This window comes from Marivita sp. S6314, assembly GCF_023015985.1.
Taxonomy (GTDB): Bacteria; Pseudomonadota; Alphaproteobacteria; order Rhodobacterales; family Rhodobacteraceae; genus Marivita.
Window position 1 is genome coordinate 300787 of the sequence record NZ_JALKAO010000003.1, and the last position, 21808, is coordinate 322594.

The 21808-nt window shown below is 59.3% G+C and carries 26 protein-coding genes and 1 pseudogene; 7 read left to right on the plus strand and 20 right to left on the minus strand.

The window, feature by feature from the left end; translation table 11 throughout:
* Window positions 1-207 precede the first annotated feature (207 nt).
* Window positions 208-999: a prephenate dehydrogenase gene (locus tag MWU54_RS10035; RefSeq protein WP_247082770.1), complete on the plus strand. Its 792-nt coding sequence runs from the start codon at window positions 208-210 to the stop codon at window positions 997-999.
* 77 nt (window positions 1000-1076) lie between these two features.
* On the opposite strand, the gene MWU54_RS10040 is transcribed toward MWU54_RS10035, so the two are convergent.
* Window positions 1077-2582 carry a hypothetical protein gene (locus MWU54_RS10040; RefSeq protein ID WP_247082772.1) on the minus strand — a complete coding sequence of 502 codons (1506 nt, stop codon included), beginning with the start codon at window positions 2580-2582 and terminating at the stop codon, window positions 1077-1079.
* Window positions 2583-2749: 167 nt separating this feature from the next.
* Window positions 2750-3976, minus strand: a complete 1227-nt coding sequence (locus MWU54_RS10045) for a winged helix-turn-helix domain-containing protein (RefSeq protein WP_247082780.1) — start codon at window positions 3974-3976, stop codon at window positions 2750-2752.
* Between the two features lie 118 nt (window positions 3977-4094).
* On the opposite strand from MWU54_RS10045, the gene MWU54_RS10050 reads away from it, so the two are divergent.
* The 3 genes and pseudogenes from MWU54_RS10050 to MWU54_RS10060 all read left to right on the plus strand — a co-directional run bounded on the left by MWU54_RS10050 (window position 4095) and on the right by MWU54_RS10060 (window position 6526).
* Window positions 4095-4748: a hypothetical protein gene (locus tag MWU54_RS10050; RefSeq protein ID WP_247082782.1), complete on the plus strand. Its 654-nt coding sequence runs from the start codon at window positions 4095-4097 to the stop codon at window positions 4746-4748.
* 584 nt (window positions 4749-5332) lie between these two features.
* Window positions 5333-6112 (plus strand): annotated as a pseudogene (locus MWU54_RS10055) (methyltransferase domain-containing protein); the annotation flags it as partial.
* Window positions 6113-6142: 30 nt separating this feature from the next.
* Window positions 6143-6526, plus strand: coding sequence for a GFA family protein (locus MWU54_RS10060; protein WP_247082786.1), 384 nt, complete (start codon window positions 6143-6145; stop codon window positions 6524-6526).
* Between the two features lie 238 nt (window positions 6527-6764).
* Here the strand turns inward: MWU54_RS10060 and MWU54_RS10065 are convergent, their stop codons facing one another.
* From MWU54_RS10065 to MWU54_RS10145, 17 genes are all read right to left on the minus strand, one after another.
* Entirely contained in the window at window positions 6765-7346 is a 582-nt protein-coding gene (locus MWU54_RS10065; RefSeq protein WP_247082788.1) for an ATP-dependent Clp protease proteolytic subunit, read from the minus strand.
* 71 nt (window positions 7347-7417) lie between these two features.
* Entirely contained in the window at window positions 7418-7726 is a 309-nt protein-coding gene (locus MWU54_RS10070) for an EthD family reductase (RefSeq protein WP_247082790.1), read from the minus strand.
* Between the two features lie 60 nt (window positions 7727-7786).
* Window positions 7787-8614 (minus strand): tRNA (guanosine(37)-N1)-methyltransferase TrmD, encoded by an 828-nt coding sequence (gene trmD / locus MWU54_RS10075; protein WP_247082792.1) that lies wholly within the window; start codon window positions 8612-8614, stop codon window positions 7787-7789.
* A gap of 57 nt (window positions 8615-8671) precedes the next feature.
* Window positions 8672-9130 (minus strand): hypothetical protein, encoded by a 459-nt coding sequence (locus MWU54_RS10080; RefSeq protein ID WP_247082794.1) that lies wholly within the window; start codon window positions 9128-9130, stop codon window positions 8672-8674.
* A 200-nt stretch (window positions 9131-9330) separates the two neighbouring features.
* Window positions 9331-10131, minus strand: coding sequence for a hypothetical protein (locus tag MWU54_RS10085; RefSeq protein WP_247082796.1), 801 nt, complete (start codon window positions 10129-10131; stop codon window positions 9331-9333).
* Complete coding sequence (gene rimM / locus MWU54_RS10090; protein WP_247082798.1) at window positions 10128-10634, minus strand: ribosome maturation factor RimM; 507 nt, start codon at window positions 10632-10634, stop codon at window positions 10128-10130. The genes MWU54_RS10085 and rimM overlap by 4 nt, the downstream gene beginning before the upstream one ends.
* 74 nt (window positions 10635-10708) lie before the next feature.
* Window positions 10709-11530, minus strand: coding sequence for a MipA/OmpV family protein (locus MWU54_RS10095; protein ID WP_247082800.1), 822 nt, complete (start codon window positions 11528-11530; stop codon window positions 10709-10711).
* A gap of 222 nt (window positions 11531-11752) precedes the next feature.
* The gene (gene rpsP, locus MWU54_RS10100) at window positions 11753-12142 is read right to left on the minus strand and encodes a 30S ribosomal protein S16 (protein WP_247082802.1); all 390 of its coding nucleotides are present in this window, start codon (window positions 12140-12142) and stop codon (window positions 11753-11755) included.
* A gap of 40 nt (window positions 12143-12182) precedes the next feature.
* The gene (locus MWU54_RS10105) at window positions 12183-12479 is read right to left on the minus strand and encodes a chorismate mutase (protein ID WP_247082804.1); all 297 of its coding nucleotides are present in this window, start codon (window positions 12477-12479) and stop codon (window positions 12183-12185) included.
* Window position 12480: 1 nt separating this feature from the next.
* Complete coding sequence (locus MWU54_RS10110; protein ID WP_247082806.1) at window positions 12481-13083, minus strand: GNAT family N-acetyltransferase; 603 nt, start codon at window positions 13081-13083, stop codon at window positions 12481-12483.
* A complete protein-coding gene (locus MWU54_RS10115) occupies window positions 13083-13598 on the minus strand; it encodes a GNAT family N-acetyltransferase (RefSeq protein WP_247082808.1) in 516 nt (171 codons plus the stop codon). The genes MWU54_RS10110 and MWU54_RS10115 overlap by 1 nt, the downstream gene beginning before the upstream one ends.
* A complete protein-coding gene (locus tag MWU54_RS10120) occupies window positions 13595-14122 on the minus strand; it encodes a GNAT family N-acetyltransferase (RefSeq protein ID WP_247082810.1) in 528 nt (175 codons plus the stop codon). The genes MWU54_RS10115 and MWU54_RS10120 overlap by 4 nt, the downstream gene beginning before the upstream one ends.
* A gap of 91 nt (window positions 14123-14213) precedes the next feature.
* Window positions 14214-14747, minus strand: a complete 534-nt coding sequence (locus MWU54_RS10125) for a GNAT family N-acetyltransferase (RefSeq protein WP_247082812.1) — start codon at window positions 14745-14747, stop codon at window positions 14214-14216.
* Window positions 14744-15250 carry a GNAT family N-acetyltransferase gene (locus MWU54_RS10130; RefSeq protein ID WP_247082821.1) on the minus strand — a complete coding sequence of 169 codons (507 nt, stop codon included), beginning with the start codon at window positions 15248-15250 and terminating at the stop codon, window positions 14744-14746. The genes MWU54_RS10125 and MWU54_RS10130 overlap by 4 nt, the downstream gene beginning before the upstream one ends.
* Before the next feature lie 62 nt (window positions 15251-15312).
* Window positions 15313-16812 (minus strand): signal recognition particle protein, encoded by a 1500-nt coding sequence (gene ffh, locus MWU54_RS10135; protein ID WP_247082823.1) that lies wholly within the window; start codon window positions 16810-16812, stop codon window positions 15313-15315.
* 218 nt (window positions 16813-17030) lie between these two features.
* Window positions 17031-17522 (minus strand): hypothetical protein, encoded by a 492-nt coding sequence (locus MWU54_RS10140; RefSeq protein ID WP_247082825.1) that lies wholly within the window; start codon window positions 17520-17522, stop codon window positions 17031-17033.
* Window positions 17523-17573: 51 nt separating this feature from the next.
* Window positions 17574-18155, minus strand: coding sequence for an NAD(P)H-dependent oxidoreductase (locus MWU54_RS10145; RefSeq protein WP_247082827.1), 582 nt, complete (start codon window positions 18153-18155; stop codon window positions 17574-17576).
* A 117-nt stretch (window positions 18156-18272) separates the two neighbouring features.
* On the opposite strand from MWU54_RS10145, the gene MWU54_RS10150 reads away from it, so the two are divergent.
* Together MWU54_RS10150 and MWU54_RS10155 are read left to right on the plus strand one after the other, a co-directional pair.
* Window positions 18273-19166 carry a LysR family transcriptional regulator gene (locus MWU54_RS10150; protein ID WP_247082829.1) on the plus strand — a complete coding sequence of 298 codons (894 nt, stop codon included), beginning with the start codon at window positions 18273-18275 and terminating at the stop codon, window positions 19164-19166.
* Window positions 19163-20074 (plus strand): DMT family transporter, encoded by a 912-nt coding sequence (locus MWU54_RS10155; RefSeq protein WP_247082831.1) that lies wholly within the window; start codon window positions 19163-19165, stop codon window positions 20072-20074. Before MWU54_RS10150 ends, MWU54_RS10155 begins: the two co-directional genes overlap by 4 nt.
* Here MWU54_RS10155 and MWU54_RS10160 read toward each other — a convergent pair.
* Complete coding sequence (locus MWU54_RS10160) at window positions 20063-21052, minus strand: TraB/GumN family protein (protein WP_247082839.1); 990 nt, start codon at window positions 21050-21052, stop codon at window positions 20063-20065. The two genes, MWU54_RS10155 and MWU54_RS10160, sit on opposite strands and share 12 nt — an antisense overlap.
* An 81-nt stretch (window positions 21053-21133) precedes the next feature.
* On the opposite strand from MWU54_RS10160, the gene MWU54_RS10165 reads away from it, so the two are divergent.
* The gene (locus MWU54_RS10165; RefSeq protein WP_247082850.1) at window positions 21134-21799 is read left to right on the plus strand and encodes a DUF2161 family putative PD-(D/E)XK-type phosphodiesterase; all 666 of its coding nucleotides are present in this window, start codon (window positions 21134-21136) and stop codon (window positions 21797-21799) included.
* The last annotated feature ends 9 nt before the right edge of the window (window positions 21800-21808 follow it).

The following is a 21808-nucleotide window of genomic DNA, read 5'->3' on the forward strand; positions in this document are numbered from 1 at the left end:
GCCGATGGCCGCTATCCTGCTGTCGTTGACACGGCTCTCTTGGGTGCTGTAGGTGCCGTCACATGATGAATTCGTGCTTCCAATCGCGGGACTATTATCCTCGGCTTCCATAGCTGCGGGTCATTCATCGTTGGTTTTCCGCTGCCCCTGACAGCGGTCAACATTCAATCGACCTTGTGCCGGGTGGCATCTTCAAAGGTCGAAAAAATGAACAACAACGACAAAAGCCAACCTACCACACTGGGCATCGTCGGGTTTGGTGCGTTCGGGCAACTGGCCGCCCGTCATCTTGGTGCGCATTTCGAAATATCAGCGTATGATCCATCACCCGGCCTTGCCGAGGTCGCACATCAGCTTGGGGTCACTCTTACTTCGTTGCGCTCGGTATCGCAGGCAGATGTGATCCTAATTGCGGCACCTGTGTCTGCCTTTGAGCAGGTCGTCAGTGACATCGCGGTCACATGTAAACCGGGCGCGCTCATCGTCGATGTCGGTTCAGTCAAAGTTATACCGGCGGAAATCATGCGACGGTTGCTTCCGAACCATGTAGATATCGTGGCAACTCATCCATTGTTTGGCCCGCAAAGCGCCGGACAGGGAATTGAGGGTCTGAAAGTTGCGGTCTGCCCCGTTCAGGGGCAACGGCATACGCAGGTGGCTGCGTTCCTGCGCAAGTGTCTTGGTCTGACCGTCATTCTCACGACACCAGAGGATCACGACAATGAAGTTGCGGTTGTCCAAGGGCTCACGCACTTGATCGCCAAAGTGCTGCTGAAAATGGGACCGTTGCCGACGCGCATGACAACGAAGAGCTTTGACTTGTTGTCCGAGGCGATTTCCATGGTGCAGTTCGATGCGCCAGAGGTCTTTGAAGCGATTGAGAAGGCCAATCCCTACGCCGAGACCGTGCGACGACAGTTTTTCGATCTGGCTGCTAGTTTAAGCACAGAGCTCGAAGCAGCCGCAACGACAAAACCTCACAGCGGAAACGGAAACTGATGGAGCCGAATCCAAGCGCAGCTTGGCCTGAACCCCAACCGAATGACCAGATCGGTTGGGGTCAACTTTGGGACGCTTCAGTTGGCGGTCGCCCGCTGCAGACCCTGCAAACTGCGACGGCGATTTGGCGACGTTCCAAGCGCCGCGAGATAGGCGTCTTCTGCGGCAGCCTTGTCGCCAACTTCCAGCAGCAAATCGCCATACAACTCCCGGGCTGGCAGGACATGCCCGGGCGTGACGGGGGCCTTGCCTACCTTGTCTTCGATATCGGCGGCGTCACGCATCAACGCAATGGCTGTCTCGGCATCGCCATTGGCCAACGCGAGCCAAGCTTCGATCGCGCCGGTCTGCGCGCTCAGCAGCATCAGCCAATAATTGGCCTTGCGCTCCTCCATCACCTGCCGAAGTTCAGACAGTTCCGACAATGCGGCCTGTGCTGTTGCGGTATCGCCAGACCGGGCGGCCCCGAGCCCAATGGCGAACCACCGGATGGCAACCGCTTGAGGATACCGCTCCCAGCTAACGGCCGGATGCATCTGCGTCGGCAGCGCCGCCGCAGCTTGCCAGTCATCCTGTTCGAGCGGCAGCCGTGACGGCGCCGCAGCTGCAGCATAGGCGGTGCCAAAGACATTTTCGTGATTGGCGTGCCCTTCCAGCGCGGCCAGGAGATCTTCGGCCTCGTCCACGTTACCTTTCTGCAGTTCGGCGTAGATCGCGTAGTCCAGCGCATGGATGTAGTGCCCGCTCAGGACGTCCGGCCCCGATTGTGCAATCACCGCAGCAGCGCTTTGACGGTTCAGTTCAGATGACTCCGCCGCGAGGCCCAGCCGTGTGAAGATATGTGTCGGCATGTGCAGCGCATGTGGGTTCTGGGGCGCGATATCGAGATAGGATCGCGCCGGTTCCAGGCCACGTTCGGCCAGCGCTGGATGGTCATAGGCATGGATCGCATAGTGATAGCCTGCCGGATGAAGCGGCGATCTCGCGCGCAGCCGATCCATGCGGGCACCTGCATCTGACAGCTCCGGCACAGCTTCGGGGCCACGCGGTGCCAGGGTCAACTGTGCCAGCGCTCCAAATGCGACGGCCTCGTCATGATCGGGAAAGCTCTCTTCAACCGCGCGTTGGGCCGTGGCCCAGGCAGTCAGCCGCGCGCGATAGGGAACATCATCACCTGCATAAAAGGCCATCACAGCCTGGGTGAACTCTGCTTCCAGCGCTGAGCCTGTGTTCATGTCACCGAGCGCAATCGCTGCCGCATGACCGGCTTCGGTTTCCTCTGGCGTCGGACCGCCCGGCCATAGTGGGTGGAACTTTGACATTGCGATCCCCCATTGCGCCATGGCGCATTGAGGGTCCGCGTGCGCCGCCTCTTCAAATGCAGCAGCGGCTTCGCGATACATCATGTGGTGCAGCAGCAAGAGGCCGGTCTCAAAGGAAGGCCGCGCGTCATCTTTGCAACTGATGTCCAGGGAGACATCACCAAGTCGGGACGTGTCGGCGGTTGCCGGAACCGGGAATGCAAGTGCCGACGCCGCGACGCACCCGGCTGCAAATTGTCGGACTGAACCAAGAGTTTTCATCAAAAATCCTCCTCAATGAATTCATGCGGACCGGACGATCCGCACGCACAACAGTGCGGCTTCAGTGGAGGGGACAGCTTGGCACTTCACCAACTGAAGGATTATGAAATCTTGCGAAACGCAGTCCCTTACGAGGGTTGCATACCAATCTGTTCCGGGGCTGGGGTTTAGCCCGGAACGCCGGCCAGCCGCAAAGCCGTTTCCAGTCTCGCACGGTCCTTGGGGCGGTAATGGGCGAGTGTGCTGGCTATGTCGTCAACCGTCAGTTTGAAGCCCAACGCCTCATAGGTTCGCATGGCGGCTGCGGCTTCTGCGGGGGTGCCGATTTCCCCATTGACGGCGATCAGATATCGCAGGCAGTAGGGTGAACCTTCGGACAACGACAGACACGTATTCAAAGCTGCCTTGGCGGATGCGTATTGACCTGTATTGAACAGCGCATGCCCAAGACCGAAGTAATACCAGAACGGCGGATTGGGGTGCGTTGCAATCGCTTGGCGAAGGATTGTCGTCGCGGCTTCGGCATCGCCCTGCAAATTGAGAACAACGCCCAGATAGGCCCGCGCATCTTCATTCTCGGGCTTCAGCGACAATGCAGTGCGCAGATGGGCTTCGGCCATGTCCGGGTTCCGAAACACACTGTGCAAGCGTCCAAGGGCGTAATGCCCCAGCCACAAATCAGGCTCAAGATTGACCGCCCGTTGCGCATAGTAGAGCGCCTTTTGCTTGTCGGCCTCATAAAGCACGGTCCAGTCATTCTCGAACCGCACCGCAAGCAATGTGCCCAATTCCGCGTGAGCCCGCGCGTACTCGGGATCAAGCGCAATCGCGCTGCGAAAATGGCGCTCTGCCGTCAGACTGTCGTCAAGACTGAAATGATTGGCAGACAATCGGCCTTGCAGCACTTCGAGATAGGCGGCCTCACTCTGCGTACCCGGTGGCGTTGAAGCGGATGCGATCTGGCCTGCAGGTGCGACCGGAGGAGCACCGTCTGGCCCCACTGGCCATACCCACCAAGCCAAAGCCAAGGACGCGCTCAGTGCGGCAATCCAGCCTGCCACTGGCATCCGCAATGATGTGTCTTCTGCCGTTTCGACATTCAGCCGATATCCTTCACGCGGCACCGTCTCAACAATCCTGCGCGCGTCAGCACCAAGCGTCCGGCGTATGTCAGCAATACACTGCACCAGGCTTTCGTCAGACGCGATGACATCCGTCCAGATCTCCTCAAGAATGTCAGATTTTGCGACCGTTCTGTTGGGCCTTTGCGCGAGGAATGACAGCACCGCTTTCGACTTGTTGCGCAGCTGCAAAGCCTGCCCGTCTTTTCGGTAAAGCGTCCGAGAAGTTGGGTCAAACCTCACATCACCCAGTCGAAGTGCGTTGGATTTCACAAAATTTCATCCAGATTTGCGCGACAGAATAGACGCAATATCGCATATTCTACCGAGTTACATTGACGTTTCAAGGACCCGCCGCGCGCGGTTCTCACAACCAGAATTGGAGGCTGTCATGAAGCCAAGGGAGTTTTTCAAGCGCCTGTTTCAACCGGTCGTGATCGCATTCTCACTATTGGTTTTCGTGCCCAGCGACGCAGTCGCCGACGCCATCACAAAACCTATGAGTTGGACACCCGACAGTGGCATGATGCCCGGGCCTGTTGATGGAACCAGTGCAATCCTCGAAAAAGGGCCATTCGGCGCAGCCATGGCCATCAAGTCGTCAGGTTTGACGCCCGGTGACGGTGTGACGGTGTGGTGGGTTGCAATTCAGAACCCGGGCGTATGTGCGGCCAACCCCTGTACACCGGTTGAAACCATGGTGAATGGCATGGAAAGCGACTCCGTCGTCTCCCTCGCGGCCAGCGGCGTGGTCGGCGAGGACGGCACGATATCGCTGGCTGGTTTTCTGCCTGTCGGAGACGTTGAGGGAAACTTCTTTGACACGACATTCCACAGCCCCGAACAGGCGGAATATCATCTTCCGATCCACAATCATGGTCCCTTGGATCCATCAATTGCGGATGAGATGCTCTCGAGCTTCAGGGCCGGGTGCACAGACGAAAGCATTCCCGCATATTACCCGCAAACTGCGCTTGCCGATGGATCGAAAGGCAATTTTGCGTGCAAGACCGTGCAGGTCGTGTCGTTCCCGGACGAGGATTGAACCCTTGTCACTTGGCTCTGGTTCTCATCTCGTTTTTTGGCAATCGGAGCGGTTTGCAACACGCTGAAGCCTATACCTCTGAAGCTCAGTTTTTTTTGCCAGCCGCGTCGAGCAGTTACTGACCTTCAGGCAAGATCAAGAAGTCCTTACGGAAGGCGGCACTTTCACCTGCTTGCGCTTAGCGGAGAACACGTCATGTCGCTGCACGAGCATACGGGTGCAAAGCGCCGACGAAGCGGTACGTGGCTTTGCATCAGAGGCGAGTGGGCGCGTATAGGATGAAGGCCGGGACTACACGTGTTTGACGTATCTTGATTAGCCTCAAAGCGTCGGCATTCCGAATTCTTTACAATACATTGTAGTGTTTTTCGGAGTGATCCAATGACGCGCCGTGGCATGTATCTGGATCTGGTCAGAGCCGTGACAATTGCGTGTTGGGTGATCGGTCTTGCGTTGCTTGGCAAGGGCGGCTGTTGCGTTGCCGCATGCCATCTTAGAGACGTCACTGAACGATGCTGTGCTCCGCACGAATGCCGTCTTTAACCACCGCGATTTCCTAGTTCGCTTGCACTTGCTACAGTTGCAGAATGCTGAGGTTCGATGAAGAAACGACAAAGCTGCTTGAAATTGCGTACCAGGGGGGCGACGTGACGCGACGCCGTCGTAAGGCATTTGATGCGCTTCACCTTACAGAGGGTGACACAGTCATTGATATCGGATGCGGCAACGGGCTTTTGACCGAAGAGATCGCGCGGGCAATCGGCCCGACCGGTCGGGTCATCGGTGTTGATCCAAGTGAAGATATGCGCGCTCCGGCTTCGGCGCGATGTACTGCGTTTCCGACTGTAGAAATCGAAAAGGGTTTCGCCGACGCGCTTCCGTTGGAAGATGGAAAGGCTGACAAAGCTGTAGCGGTGCAAGTTCTTGAGTATCTCTCGGATATACCATCGGCCATTCGTGAAGCGCATCGCGTGTTGCGCACAGGTGGCCGATTTGTTGCGGTGGATACGGGATGCAAGACACTTGACTGGTTCTCCGAGGATGAAGACCGCATGTGCCGTGTTCAGAAGGCATGGGATCACCATTACATTGAGCCACGTGTTGCGGCGCTTTGGCCTCGCCTCGTGCGGGATGCCGGGTTTGTCGCCGTTGAAGTTGAACCCTTCACCTATTGCGATACGACCCTGCGCCCGGACGGCATTGCTTTCATGCTTTTGCATCTGATGTCGCGATATGCTGCCGAGAATGGGCACATGAGCTTTGCGGAGACCAAAAATTGGTTTGATGAGCAGATTGATCTCGCCCAGCGAGGACGGTTCTTTTTCTCGCTGACATATTACCGGATGAGCGCCATCAAGGCGTAGGACAAAACGGAACACGGGCGAGGGGTCGATATGGCAGAGACGATTTCAGGCGGGTGCAAATGTGGCGCAGCACGGTATCGTGGGACGCTCGCGGATGTTCCAATGTTCCGCTGCTACTGCCGCGATTGCCAGCAACTCACCGGAGGCGGGCATTCCGAAATGGTCCCGCTGATCGCCGAGACATTTCAGGTCGATGGCCCAAGAGCAGAATATCAGATGACTGGCGGATCGGGCCGACCGACTTGGAGCAGCTTTTGTCCAACCTGTGGCTCTCCGCTGACCCGTCGCAGTGAGCGCATGGCGCATTGCGTGTATGTCCACGCGTCATCCCTTGATGAACCGGGCAGGTACACGCCAAGCCGGACACTCCATGCCGATGCAGCGCAACCTTGGGACACGCCGTTTTCTGAGTAGGAGACAAATTCGTGATGTGAGACCTCACAGGGTTCGCAAACAGGTGGGAACGACCGTTCCTACCGCGTAGCTCTGACCCGACCTTTGGTACATTTGCCACGCAAGACTGAAGAGCTTCGCACGGCAGACCTGTTGTCAAAGCGCTTGAGGATCAGCATCGGATAGGAACTTTAGAACCTGACGCGCCAAACGCCCTTTCTTCAGACATCTGGCCCATCAGTGTGTTGGAGTGTGACGATCAGGTCAGATCGTCCACAGAAGTTATCACCCGATCCAGAATGCCGTACGCCTTGGCCTCGTCCGTGTTCATCCAATGGTCGCGGTCGATATCCTGCATGACCTTGTCAAAGGGCTGGCCCGTCGCGTCCGAGATGATCTGTGCAAGACGTTTGCGCATGATCTCGATCTGTTCGGCCTGAATGGCGATGTCGGTGACCTTGCCACCAACGCCGCCTGAGGGCTGGTGTATCAGGAAGCGCGTGTTGGGCAGGCAGACGCGGTCTTCTTTCGGGGCGGCCAGATAGATATGTGTACCGGCACTTGCGACCCAGCCGGTGCCGACGATCTTCACCCGCGGTTTGATGAACTTGATCATGTCGTGGATCGAGTCGCCCGCCTCGACATGGCCCCCCTGAGAGTTGAGGAACAACGTGATGTCATCGTCGCTGTCCTGCGCAAGCGCCAAAAGGTGGTTGATCACCCGCGCTGCCATTTTTTGGTCAATCGCCTCGCAGATCAGGATCTGCCGCGCTTTCAGCAGGCGATCGGTCATTGCGTCCGAACCGGATGTCTTGTCGTCTTTGGATTCGTCTTCGCTCATGATGTGCCTCTCTCATCGCATTGGGAAAGACTAACCATCGCCGGGACGGAACCACAATGGGTCGATTGCGGTCAGGCGATGACCTCACCCACCAGCATTTGGGGCGTCGTATTGGTGAAGTTCTTGATGTCTGCCACCACCGGCCCTGCAGCGGCCATCGCTGCATCCAGGGCACTTTTGTCGGCAAACACCATGCTTGCAATCGCATAGGTCTGGGGCGGGGCATCGGGACCTCCGGCAAGACCCTTGGTCACCAGCGTGCTGTCGATATGCGCGCCCATGTGTTCGCCCACCAGGGGCATATGCGTGCCAAGATAATAATCGTAGTCGAAATGGGTGTCATCGCTGATCGGGTAGATCACTTGTAGTGTAAGCGCCATTTGGTCCTCCTGAGTTTCGGGCCGATTGGGGCACGCTATCACAGAAACACCTGTTGAGTTTTATTTCCCTGACCGGTCTTTCGTGGCCTGACTTGCGCACCACGTGTCCCACAGATCGGGGCGTCGCGCTTTTGTCAGGGCCTCTGCCTGCGCCCGCCGCCATTTCGCGATGTCACCGTGGTGTCCAGACATCAGGACAGGCGGGATCGGCAGACCACGCCATTCGGCCGGACGGGTGTACTGCGGATGCTCCAGCAACCCATCTGAAAAGCTTTCCTCTTCGGTCGAGGCTTCGTTGCCCAGAACGCCGGGAAGCAGGCGGACAATGGCATCAATCATCGCCTGCGCCGCGATCTCACCGCCGGTCAGCACGAAATCCCCCAAACTGACCTCTAAAATCGGGTAATGATCAATCACGCGCTGATCGAGGCCCTCGAACCGACCGCAAATCAGGGACACGCCCGGCCCCGACGCCAGGTCTTGCGCCATCGCCTGGGTGAACGGTTTGCCGCGCGGGCTCAGGTAGATCATTGGTGCGGTCGGGGCGATGCGCGTGCGGGCCTGATCAATGGCCGCGGCCATAACGTCGGCGCGCAATACCATGCCAGCGCCGCCACCGGCGGGTGTGTCATCAACATTGCGGTGCTTGCCCTCTCCGAACCGACGCAGATCAACGGGTTCAAGTTGCCACAGCCCGTCCTTGAGCGCCCGCCCCGTCAACGACTGTCCCAATATGCCCGGAAAGGCATCGGGAAGCAGGGTGATGACCTGCGCTTTCCAGACATGGGCCAGGTCGGGGGTGGGGTCCATCAGCTCGCGTGGTTTGAGCGTGGGTCGCAAGGTTTTGCGACCATGGGACCGTGCGGGGGGTGTCTTGGGATCGGTCATCGGGTCTGCCCTGTTCAACGGTGACGGCAGTACCTGCTCTGACGTGAAAAGGCCAGTTCAGGCGGATGCGTCTGCGGCGACACGGTCTTTCATCGCCAGCACCACATCGGGCGAGGCAAAACACTCGGCCATGGCACCTGCTTCGGCGGGTGAGGCGCGCAGCAGGCGTTCCAGAAACCACAATTCCCGCGCTTGATCGTCATTGAGCTGAAACGCGTCCAGCACCTCCCAACGTGCCATGATCTGGGCAAGCACCATCGCGATTTGATGATCTTCGCTGACAAAACCCGGAGAGGTATCTGCGGGGGAGATGATATCGTGCAGATGCGCGCGAACCAGCGTCACATCCGGACAGGTGTCTCGCAGGTTTTCCAATGCCGCATGCGTGAGAAGGGAAAAGTACCCGGGACGTCCCGAACCTGCGGACTGCATGGTTTCGTTGACTTTTGGTGATACGGCCACAGCCGCTGCGGCGACGCTGACCGCACCGGCGATCCCCATCAATGTCAGTGCCATGGAAATCGCAATTTCCTGAACCGACACAGCCACCACGCCTGGGGAAAGCGCAGCAAAACTCAATAAAATTCGACGTATCAGACCATTCACCACACTACGCTCCCCCGAGCAGTAACCAACGTGTAACGAAGCGGAATGGCGATTTCCCGCCGCGAAACGGGCGGCGAAATGGTCTTAATTTGGCGAAGCTGTGTCTAAAACTAAGGCGAAATTCGACGTGCCATTTTACGGATCGACCGTTTGGCCTCCTGAATGTCCTTCTCCGGAAGACCACTGCGGTTAAGCGCAAGAAACACCGCGTCAATGCCAATGTCGGGTTGCACGTTTTCGGGCGGCAGAACGGTCAATTCCGACATGTCAAAATCAGGCAGATCAAACAGGTCGATCAGGGGGTGCAGTGGGCCAAGTGACCGTTCGGCTGACACGTCCAGCGATGTGGAAACCACCTTGGCCGGGGCCACGTCGTCGGCCACTTCGCCCAAAATATCCTGAAAGCCCCGCGCGTCGTCAAACTGGGCGCGATAGGCCTCGAAATCAAGCGTCAACCGTGTGCTGCGCAGGTTTTGCCACCACGTACTGCGCATCCAAGCGTCGGCGTCGCGCGTCGAGAAATAGAAGGTCAGGTCGGTGTCGGTGCCGAAATGGGCCAAAGCCGCTTCGGAGAGACATTTCATCACAAGACCGGCGCTGTCGTAGCACTCAAGACCATGCCGACCCGGCATGTGCCCGGACAGGTCTTCGGACGATATCAAAACCGGGCGGGAGTCCTGCGGATCAATCGTTTCGAAAAAACTCAGCGCTGCACGCACGACGCGCCGCAGGGTCTTTTCGTTCGGATCAATAGAAAACGTCCGGGCCTTGGTCGTCAGATCCTCGAAATGTTCCTTCAGGAACACCCTGAGATGCGGCGTCAAGAGATCGGCATTCTCGCGGAGCATGGCCTGAACGCTGGTGGTTCCCGTTTTGTGAAAGCCCGCGTGAATGACGATTTGGGTTGTCACGAAAACAGGCCTTCGGGCGGATCCGCCACGATGCGCCCTTGCGTCAGGTCCACGGTCGGAACCACGGCTTTGGTAAAGGGCAGCAGGACGGTTTGTTTTTGACCGGGTGCTGACAGTTCCAAAAGATCGTCCGAGCCATTGTTGATGATCGACAAAACCTTACCCAAGGATGTGCCGCCCGTGTCGGTGACGGTCAGGCCGATCAAATCGGCATGGTAAAATTCGTCATCCGGCAAGGACGGCAAACGCTCGCGCGGCACAAAAAGCTGTACGCCGCGCATCGCATCGGCGGCTTCCTTGTTGGTGATCCCCGACAGACGCGCGGCCAACCCGTTCTTGATCTGCCGCGTGATCTTGATGGTAAAGCTTTGCGTGCCGTCCTCGGTCTCAAGCGGTGCGTACTCCGCGATATCGCTGGGGGTCGCGGTAAAGCTCTTCAGGCGCACTTCACCACGCACGCCGAAGGCCCCGGCAATCGCTCCGACACAGACTTTTTCACTCACGGCAAACGCTCCAGATCACTGCATGCGATTGGATAAACCAGACACGCGCCCGGTGGCAATTGCACAGACAGTGATCACCCGCCGATGCTGAACACGCGGGTCACGCCAAACCGAATGCCCCATTGCTCGTCATCACCATGTTCGACAATCGGACTGTCGGCGGCGTCGCCGGTGAATTTCTCCCACGTGACCGCACCTTCCAGCCCCCAGACATCATTGATCTGGTAACGCGCGCCGAACTCCACACCGGTCGAGATAAGCCCGCCATCGGGGTCGTAGGCAGGCAATGCAGCACTGGCTTCGCTGGGCGTAATGCCAAAGTAGGTCGCGGAATAATCCTCATCGCCGAAAAACAGCCGTGGTCCCAGCGACAGCCTCAGCCGGTCGGTCGGACGCAGAATCGCGTCGGCTCCAACTTCACCGACCCAGCCTTCATGTCCACCAAACCCGCGGCGCACCTCGCCGAAGGCGGCAAAGTGTTCGGTGCCATAGCGAACCGATCCGCCCAGTTCGAGCGCCGCATCGATATCGTCCAACCCGGCCAGTTCGCTGAAGTCATCTGCGCTGCGTTCTTTGACAAACCGGAACGACCCGCCAAAGGTCAGACCCATGTTATCCGCCCAAGGGTCCGGATTGCCCAATCTGCGTCCATTGCGCAGCGCCAGGTAGTTGAACTGAAAGCCAAGGTCAGGGCCGACTTCCAACTCGTCCGAGCCGAAATATTCTGGCGTCGCGCTGACGCCGCCGCGCAGCGTGAACACAAACCGGGGCGACGCGGCGGCTGGCGCGGGTGCGATCACGGCGGTGCTGTCGGCCGACGTGTCGAGCCCCGCTGCAAACGCAGGTGTTGCAAGGGCGGCGACAAGGCTTGTCAGAAGGGCGGGGCGCGCAAACATGGCTGAAGAATCCTTCAGGTTAAGGGGTTCAATTGTGAAATGGTGTGACGCCCGTCGCGCGTCAAGCGTTGCCATCGGCAATCGCAAAAATGGCGGCCCTGCGGTGAATGCAAGCCGCAATGCTGTGACAAAAATCAGACAGGCAGGCGGGCCCAATCGTCATAGAGCAGAGCCTTGGTGCGGATGGCCGGGTGGGCCGGCCATCCGCGATGCTGCGGCAGATTACTCTGCTGCTGCGTCTTCTGTCGCAGGTGCCGCATCGGCCTCTGCTGCTTCAGCGGCTTTCGCAGCTTTTGCTTCGGCACGTTCCTGAGCGGCTTTGCCTGGAACGGCTTTCTTCGGATTGTTGCGCTCTTTCTTCTCAACCACGCCAGCGGCTTCAAGGAAGCGCGACACGCGGTCCGTGACCTGTGCGCCTTCGCCCAGCCAGTACTGGATGCGCTCGACGTCCATCTTCACGCGCTCTTCGCTGTCTTTCGGCAGCAGCGGGTTATACGTGCCCAGCTTTTCGATGAAGCGACCATCGCGCGGCATACGGCTGTCGGCGGCAACGATACGGTAGAAGGGGCGCTTTTTGGAACCGCCACGGGCGAGACGAATTTTGATAGCCATTTGGTATTCTCCTAGGTTTTCGAGATGACGGGATGACCCGTCACGATTGCTTTTGTTTGTGGTGTTGGATGACTTCCTGAATGATGAAGTTCAGGAATTTCTTGGCGAACTCAGGGTCTAGATCAGCCTGAGCCGCAAGCTCTTCGAGCCGCGCGATCTGCTTTTCTTCGCGCGCGGGGTCTGAGGGCGGGAGGTCGTGTTGAGCTTTAAGCTCTCCCACGGCCTGTGTGTGTTTGAACCGTTCGGCCAGCGTGAACACGAGGATCGCATCCAGCCGGTCGATGCTTTCGCGATGGCCTTTGAGAAGCTCTGCGGCGCGGGTCACGGTGTCGGTCATGTCAGTCAATGGCCCAGCCTTTCGGTTTGAACAGAGGGTCCTGGTAATGCGCGATTTCCATGTCGATCCCGTGCGCCAACTGCGTGCCGCGCAGGGCGTCGGGACTCGGGTGGCGGTAGACCACATCGCTGCCATCCACGGTGGGCGCGTCATGGTCCTTGGTGCAGCCAAGCCGCTCGGCCAGGCGGATGGAGTCGAGGTTCTTGGGGTCAAGATAGCTGACAGCGGTCTCCCACCCCTGATCGTAGTAGAATTGGCGCACGCGATGGGTGGCCTCAAGCGCATAGCCCTGACCGGCCTGTTCCGGCCAGATGATCCACGCGATCTCGCGCTCGGGCCATTTCGCCGGAGACCAGCCGCCCGCCATGCCGACGGTTTCGTCTGTTTCGCGCAGATGCACCATCCACATGCCAAAGCCCCGGATTTCCCAGTGCCCGATCTCGGCAGCATACAGCATCCACGCCTCATAGGCATTGAGCGGCCCCCCCATGAAGCGAGAGCGATAAGATGCAAAGGTTGCCTTGAAATCGGGGTAATCTTCGGGTTCCGGCCCACGCAAAATGAGGCGCTTGGTCTCCAAGACCGGAATGTCGCGATGTCCCATTACGCGGCCTCCTGCTTTGGGTGGCGATAAAGATGCGCGATATTCCCGCGCAGCGTGATCTCGGTCTCGAACTTCGCGCCAACGCGCTTTGCCAGTGCGGCCGATCTGGCGTTGTCGGGCGCGATATAGCTTGGCAGATGATCAAATCCGAAATGCGTTGCCGCCGCGTGCCGCGCGGCGATCACGGCCTCGCTCGCAAGGCCCTTGCCCTCAAACTCCGCCATGATCCCGTAGCCGAGTTCCGGCTCTGGCCAGTCCCGTGGATGGAAGATGCCCGCAAAGCCGATATAGCGGTCCTTACCGGGTTCGGTGATATGCCACAGACCATGCCCAAGAAGATGCCATTGGCCCATATTCTTGAGCAGGACGCCCCAAACATCGTTGTGTTCCAGCGGTCCGCCGTTGAACGCACTGCGCGGGTCCTGGAAGTAGGCGCGCAGCGGCTCGAAATCCTCGACCTTGGGCGCACGCAGGACAAGCCGGTCTGTGGTGATGGTCGGAATGGTGACACTCATGCCAACGCCTCCGGTCCCGGATGACGATACAGCATGTCTTCGCCCATATTCGGGTTGTCGTAGGTCCGCTCGTACGTGGCCCCCATCCGTTCGGCGAGGCGAATGGAGCGGGTGTTGCCCGGAACGATGTTTGACGTCAGCGTGGTGAAGCCAAGGTCCTCATAGGCCCATTGGCGCACGCGGAGCGCCGCTTCGTAAGCGATGCCCTTGCCTTCGAACCCGTCGAATACCACCCAACCGACTTCCGGTTCGGGCCAGCCTTCGGGATTCCAGATGCCTGCGATCCCGGCCGGTTTGCCCGAGGCTTTGTCTTCGATGATGAAGTAGCCGTAGCCATGCCAGTGCCAATGCCCGACATTCAACGCAAACCAGCGCCACGCATCGGGACGATTGTCAAAACCGCCAAACCCGTCCGAACGCACTTCGTCCATGAGGAAGGCAATCACCGCGTCCGCGTCCGCCTTCACGGGCGAGCGCAGGATCAGGCGGTTCGTTTCTAACCGGGGGGCAAGCGTAAGGGTCATGGGCAGGACGCCTTTTCGAAAAGGCGTACCACGTGGTTTGCAAACCACGTCCCAAGCGTCTTCCAAGACGCTTTCTGCGCAAGCGGAGTTGTCATGCATAAGCCTCCGGGCTGCCATCGGTGTCGGGGCTGTGTCGATAGACAACGGTGTCGTCCGCCGTCTCGCCTTCGGGCAGCGCGGCCGCAGGATCGTGCCTTGCGCCAAGCCGTGTCGCAAGCGCGATCGACCGCATGTTATCGGGCGCAATGTAGCTGACCAGCGTTGAATACCCCTGCTCCCAGCCCCAGGCCAGAACCGCCAACGCGGCCTCGGTGGCAAACCCCTGACCTTCGGCTGTTTCCAGCAACGTCCAGCCAATCTCACGCTCCGGGAAATGCGGGGGGCGCAGGATACCGATCTGGCCAAGGAAGGTGCCGTCCCGCGTTTCGATACCCCAGGCGCCGTGCCCCATAAGGTCCCACATCGCAATCTCTGACGCCATCCAGCGCCATGCATGCACGCGCGGGATCGGACCGCCCATATGCCGGGCGCGATCCGTCTCGAAAAGATCGCACAGCGCGTCAAGGTCGCTGGCAATGTGATGGCGCAGCCGCAGGCGTGGGGTTTCGATGAGAGGGGCGGTCATGAAAAACCCTCTGCCGTCAGCGCATATGTCAACGCGCCTTTGTACCAGTCCGGCGCGGGACGGTCGGTCAATTTCGCACCAAGCCGTTCGGCAAGCGCCCGTGACGCGGTGTTTGCTTTCTGGATCAGGATGCGCAGGTTGGCCCAACCGCAGTCGATAAGAAGGTGACGCGCGGCAGCATAGGCCGCTTCAAACGCGTAGCCTTGCCCCTCGACCGATTTGTCCCACAACGCCCATGAAAACGAGTTGTCGCCGCTTACCTCGGTCAGAAGCCCGGTGTGCCCGATTGCAACGCCGCTGCGTTCGATCACGTAGCGCCCGTGACCGCGCAGTTCCCAATGGCCGACGAGCATCGCAAAGCGATCAAACGCTTCCTCAGCATCCACCGCACCGCCTTGAAAATGCGCGCGGTCGCTGGCGCAATAGCGCGCGAAGCTATCCAGATCGGACAGCTTTGGCCGACGGAGAATCAGCCGCCGGGTGATGAGGGTGTCAGTCACCATGGTTTAACGGACGCCTTTGCGCCGACGGTCAGTGTTTGCATATTTTTGAAAAAGAGATGTCATCATTTCTTTTTCCCAAAGCCGGACAGACCCGGAGGCAAGCCCATACCGCCGCCCATGCCGGGCAGGCCGCCTTTGCCGCCCATCGCCTTGGCGGCTTGTTCCAGTGCCTTGGGGTCCATGTTGCCCATCATTTCTTCCGGGGAACCGCCTTTGCCCAACATGCCCTTCATGGCCTGTTTCAGCATGCCGCCTTTGCCCATTTTGCCCATCTTCTTCATCATGTCCGACATCTGGCGCTGCATTTTCAGCAGTTTGTTCAGGTCGGACACCTCCATTCCTGCGCCCTTGGCGATCCGCTTTTTGCGGCTGGCCTGAAGCAGCGCGGGATTGGCGCGTTCTTTCTTGGTCATGGATTGAATCAGCGCGATCTGCTGGCGCAGCATGCGGTCGTCGATCCCTGCGCCGTCCATCTGCTTTTGCATTTTGGCGGCCCCCGGCATCATCGCCAGCATGCCTTCCATGCCGCCCATCTTCATCATCTGTTCCAGCTGCATCTTCAGGTCGTTCATGTTGAACTGACCCTTCTGGAAACGCTTCATCATGCGCTCGGCCTGTTCGACCTCGAGCGTCTGCTGCGCCTTTTCCACAAGCGCCACGATGTCGCCCATGCCCAAGATGCGGCCCGCGATGCGGTCGGGTTCGAACGTCTCAAGCGCGTCCATTTTTTCGCCAAGGCCGACGAAGCGGATTGGCTTGCCAGTGACCGCGCGCATCGACAGGGCGGCACCGCCGCGCCCGTCGCCGTCCATACGGGTGAGGACGACGCCTGAGATCCCGATACGTTCGTCAAAATTTTCCGCTGTGTGCACCGCGTCCTGACCTGTCAGGCCATCGACCACCAACAGCGTTTCGCGCGGGTTGGCGACATCGCGCACCGCTTCGACCTGCGCCATCAGTTCTTCGTCGATGGACAGGCGACCGGCTGTGTCAAGCATGTAGACGTCATAACCGCCCAAAGACGCCTGCGTCTTGGCGCGCTTGGCGATGGCGACCGGGTCTTCGCCCTTGACGATGGGCAGGGTGTCGACCCCGATTTGCACACCCAAGATCTGCAACTGCTCCATCGCGGCAGGGCGGTTGACGTCCAAAGACGCCATCAGAACCTTCTTGCCGTCGCGCTCTTTCAGCCGTTTTGCGATCTTGGCCGTCGTCGTTGTCTTACCGCCCCCCTGCAGACCAACCATCAGGATCGGGGCAGGCGGGTTGTCGATCTTGAGCTTGCCGGGGTCTTCATCGCCGGTCAGGACGTGCTTCAATTCGTCATGGACGATCTTGACGACCTGCTGGCCCGGTGTGACCGACTTGGTGACGGCCTGACCGGTGGCCTTGCCTTGCACCGCTTTCACAAAGTCGCGGGCAACGGGCAGGGATACGTCGGCTTCAAGCAGGGCGACACGGACTTCCCGCAGGGCGGTTTTAACGTCATCCTCGGACAACGCGCCCTGTTTGGTGAGCCGATCAAAGACGCCGCCAAGGCGTTCGGACAGATTTTCAAACATGGGCTTTCGCCTCCCTAACCGCTGGATCTATCCCCGATGTAAGGGCCAGCAGCGCATAAACCAAACGTCACGCCACAGGCGTGCAGCAAAACAGTTGCGCCCCCACGGGCGTAACACGCTGGTGGAGGGCGATCCCGGGCATAGCCCAAGGGACCGGAAAGCTGAACTTCCCGGAGTTGCAGGCCGTTTAGTCGGTCTGCCCTGCGAGAGTCAAGCTATCATGGCGTATCGGGTGTTCTGTGCCGTTCCATCCAGCGGTTGATGGCATCCACGGCGCGCACCGGTCCCTTGGTGTTGGTGTAGACAATGGTGATGGGATGCGTGCCCTTGTCCGGCCCTTTGTGAAACATCAACGCCGCGCGCCGCGTTCCACTGTTGTTTTTGCTGCGGGAGTCCTGCGTCACCGCGTGGGACAGATCGTCCAGATCAAAGGTCTTTTCCGAATAACCAAGCAGGCTGCGTCGACGCAACGTGACAAGACCTGAATGTCGATCAAGAATAAGTTGTGTTCGCCGCACAAATGCCAGCAGGAACACCGCACCGCCGATGGATCCGGCAATCAGCATGACCATGCCACCCAACAGGGTGTCTGACATGCGCAGCACTCCAGCACCGACGAAAACCAACATGAACAACACCAATCCCAAGGACAGCAGCCAAGGTGTATTGGCGAGGATCAATTGGGTGTCGGTGTCGCGGGTAACCTTCATAAGGCGCGAGTGTACCCGCGCCTTATGTGTGTGGTCCAGACAGTCAGGCGGTTACGCCGCCAGTTTTTCGAGCGCAGCGTCTGCTTTTGCGTGGGAGGCGTCAGCATCCACCATCAGCTGATCGGCTGCCACAAACTGGACATCTGTGATGCCAACAAAGCCGAGGACGTGGCGCAGATAGCCGCTGGCAAAGTCGATGTCGGAACCCACTTCGGTACCACCGGAGGCGATGGCGATGATTGCGCGCTTTCCGTCCAGCAATCCCTTGGGGCCGGTTTCGGTGTAGTTGAACGTGACACCCGCGCGGGCGATCTGATCGACCCACGCCTTGAGCGCGGCCGGGATGCCGAAATTGTAGATCGGGGTGCTGATGACAATCGTATCCGCGGCTTTGAGTTCGGACACAAGCTGGTCGGACAACGCCAGCGTGTCACGCTGCGCATCAGAACGATCGGCGTCCGGTGTCCAGTTGGCGGCAAGCCAGGCTTCGTCGATCGCGGGCACTGCGGTGGCCAGATCGCGGGTCAGCGTTGTGGCAGGGGCCAAACGGTCAATGATGCGGTCCGCCAGTTTGCGGCTTTCGGAACCGGTGCGGCGGGCGGATGCGTCGATGCGCAATACTGTGTGTGTCATGGGTGTGTTTCCTTTTCTGGGGCGTTGACGTTTCTGATCACATAGATATCACTTGCGTCTGCGCACGAAATAGGAAGGAATGCGCATCATATGTGATAATTTGCACAGAGGCGCAGAATGGAACATTGGGATGAAGTCCGCACGGCCTATCAGGTGGCGCGGCAAGGAACGGTAAGTGGTGCAGCGGATGTCCTTGGGGTTCATCACGCAACGGTCATCCGGCATATCGACGCCCTAGAGCAACGATTGGGCGTCAAGCTGTTCCAGCGGCATGCACGGGGATACACACCAACGGAATCCGGCGAAGATCTGGCCCGCGTCGCGCAGACAACAGAAGATCAACTTCAACAGCTTGTCGGTCGCATTCGCGGTCGGGGATCGGATGTCAGCGGTGAGCTGATGGTGACATCCATTGTGGAACTGTCGGATTTCCTTGTCCCGGTTCTGACCAGCTTCAAGGAAGAATATCCAGACGTGGTGGTGCGCTACCTGACCGATGCACGGGTGTTCCGGTTGGAATACGGCGAAGCCCATGTGGCGGTTCGCGCTGGCACCGCCCCGGAAGAGCCGGACAATGTTGTACAACCACTGATGAAATTGGACATCGGTCTGTATGCGTCGAAACGTTACGCGAAAAAACATGGCTTGCCGGAAACCGAAGACGCGCTGGCCGGGCATACGTTTGTCGGCAGTGACAACCCGGATGGACGCGCGCCGTTCCAGAAATGGCTGCGATCCAAAGTGCCTTACGACCGCGTCGTGTTTCGTACCACGGACACCGCAAGCATGATGCGCGCGGTCCGGGGTGGGGCAGGGATCGGGTTTATGACCCGCGATCAGGGGGAGGCCGATCCGGACCTGATCGAGGTTCTGCCTGCGAAAGATGACTGGTCGCCCCAGCTTTGGCTGGTGACCCATGTCGATCTGCATCGCACGGCCAAGGTTCAGGCGCTGGTGAGCCATCTCAAGGCGGCGGCCAAAGCCAAATCCGGCGCTGCGCCGCAACCATGACCGAGGCGCGGCGCGGCCATCTGGCGATGTTGACGTTTTCGGCGCTGGTGGCGGGGTCGTTTTCGCTGGGCGCGATGGCGGCACCACATATCGCTCCGGAGGCATTGAATGCCGTACGGTTCACCTTTGCAGCCGTACTGATGTCTGTTGTGGTCAAGGCGACCGGTGGTATCCCGCCCGGTTCGTTCCGCGCGCCGTGGCGCTATTTCGTTCTGGCACTGTTTTTTGGCACGTATTTCGTTCTGATGTTCGAGGGGCTGAAGACCGGCGCACCCGTGTCGATGGCGGCGGTGTTCACCTTGACGCCGGTGATGGCGGCCGGGTTTGGATGGATCCTGCTCCGGCAAGTTCTCACACCGCGCATGGTGCTTGCGTTGGCGATTGGCGCGACCGGCGCGCTTTGGGTGATTTTCCGGGCTGACCTGAGTGCTTTGCTTGCCTTCAATCTTGGCCGTGGAGAGGTGATCTTCTTCTTTGGCTGTATCGGGCATGCCATTTACACGCCGATGGTCGCCAAGCTGAACCGCGGGGAATCGGCGGCAGTGTTCACTTTTGGCACCCTAGTTGCCGGGGCGCTGTTGCTGACGCTTGTGGGGCTGCCGGCGCTGACCAAAATCAACTGGTCGGACTTGCCGAACATCGTATGGATCGCGATCGCCTATACCTCTGTGTTTGCGAGCGCGGCGACATTCCTGCTGTTGCAATATGCAAGCCTGCGCATCCCGTCGGCAAAGGTGATGGCCTACACCTATCTCACGCCCAGTTGGGTGATCCTGTGGGAGGTGGCGCTGGGCCGTCCCCTGCCACCCGGGTTGATCCTGATCGGGGTGGCGCTGACGGTTCTGGCGTTGGGGCTGTTGCTAAAGGATGATAGTCAGGTGCGTGGCGGCGTGGCGTCAAAACGGTAAACGGTCAAGCGTGAAGCCTTCCGCTTGAAGCAGGTTCAAAACACCATCCCGGCCCGGCAAATGCGCGGCACCAAATGCCGCCACAACCACAGTGTGCTGCTCTGACGCGTCCAGCAGAACCGGAATCCACGCGCGATTGCGCTTGATCAGCAGTTGATGTTCCAGCGTCGCGAAAATCGCCGCTGCTTTGTCGGCGGGGATCGGGCTGAACCGTTCCGCGAGGAGGGTCGACATTGCCCACCCTTCGGCAGGCGCTTCGTCAAAGTAGCTTGCCAGAAGCGTGGCAAACAGGTCTTCGCTGACCTCTGGCTCAACAAGAGCCGACAGCATCATATCGATTTGAACATCGCGGGGCTGATCCGCAAAGGCCGCAAAAATCGTTTCGACGTCTTCAAGCGCCGCACGGGGCACGTCGGCCTGCTTTGCGATGTCTTCAAGGCGCGCATCCAGTCCGCCAGCCGTCAGGTCGGTCAGGCTCGCACAGGGTGGCATGGCCAGAAGCATGGACACGTACCACGGCTGGAACCGGGCCGCCATAAACGGCGGCATGCCGCGGGCCTGCAAGGCATCCGACATGGCGGACCACTGATCCTCGGACAGCAATTCGGGCAATGTCGTATCCGGCAACATCAACAGCGCGGGATCAGAGACAAGGCGGCTTTGAAGCGCGGCTTCGTCTTCATCGGTCATTTCCAGCAGCAGGATGTCGGCGCTTTCGATCAGGCCCTGCAACCGGTTGACCGGGGCATCCAGCCTTGGGTCCGGCAGATGCATTGTCCCAATCAGGTGAATGGTTCGCCCGTCCCTTGTCGCGCGCCAATGGTTGCCTTCGGCAAACGGGGCGTCGGTAAGGATCGTGTCCAGTCGGGATTGCTCTGCGGAGGTCAGCGTTGCCCGGAGATCTGTGCCGGCACATGCGGCAAACGCGGGTTGGGACAGCCCGACGAGGCATAGAAACGAGATCAGACGGATAAGCATCGACGCTGTCCTTTCAGGGTGGCCTTTACAAAGCTAGGCGCTGGGCTTGCCAGCGGCAAGGCGGTCGCGCATTGATACCGAATGGAGCGAGAAGCCGATCTATACCCGCATGTGAAAGCCTATCTGCAAGCGCAGGGCTATACGGTGAAAGGTGAGGTTGGCGCGGCGGACATGGTCGCCCTTCGGGGCGACGAAGACCCCGTGATTGTCGAACTGAAGCTGCGCGTGAACCTGACCCTGTATCATCAGGCGGTTGCACGGCTTGCGGTGTCCGACACTGTTTATATCGCCATCGTCAAACCGACCGGACGAAACGCGCGGCGCGCCCTGCGCGAGAACACGTCGCTGTGTCGCCGTCTGGGGCTTGGGTTTCTGACGGTGCGCAAGGATGGCGTTGTGGAAGCCCAGTGCGATCCCGGGCCGTATGCGCCGCGCAAGAACAAGAACAAACGCGCCAAACTGCTGCGCGAGTTTGCGCGGCTCGAAGGCGATCCCAATGCAGGAGGCGCGACACGTCACGGGATCGTCACCGCCTATCGCCAGGACGCCCTGCGCTGCGCCATGTACCTGGCCGAAACCGGAGCCGAGAAAGGCGCATTGGTGGCAAAGGCCACCGGCGTCAAGAACGCGACGACGGTCATGCGCGACAATCATTATGGCTGGTTTGAGCGGATAGAAACCGGCGTTTATGCCCTCACGCCGCAAGGGCGCAAGGGATTGGTGGATTGGGGCGACAGCTTATCGTAGGTCCAAAGC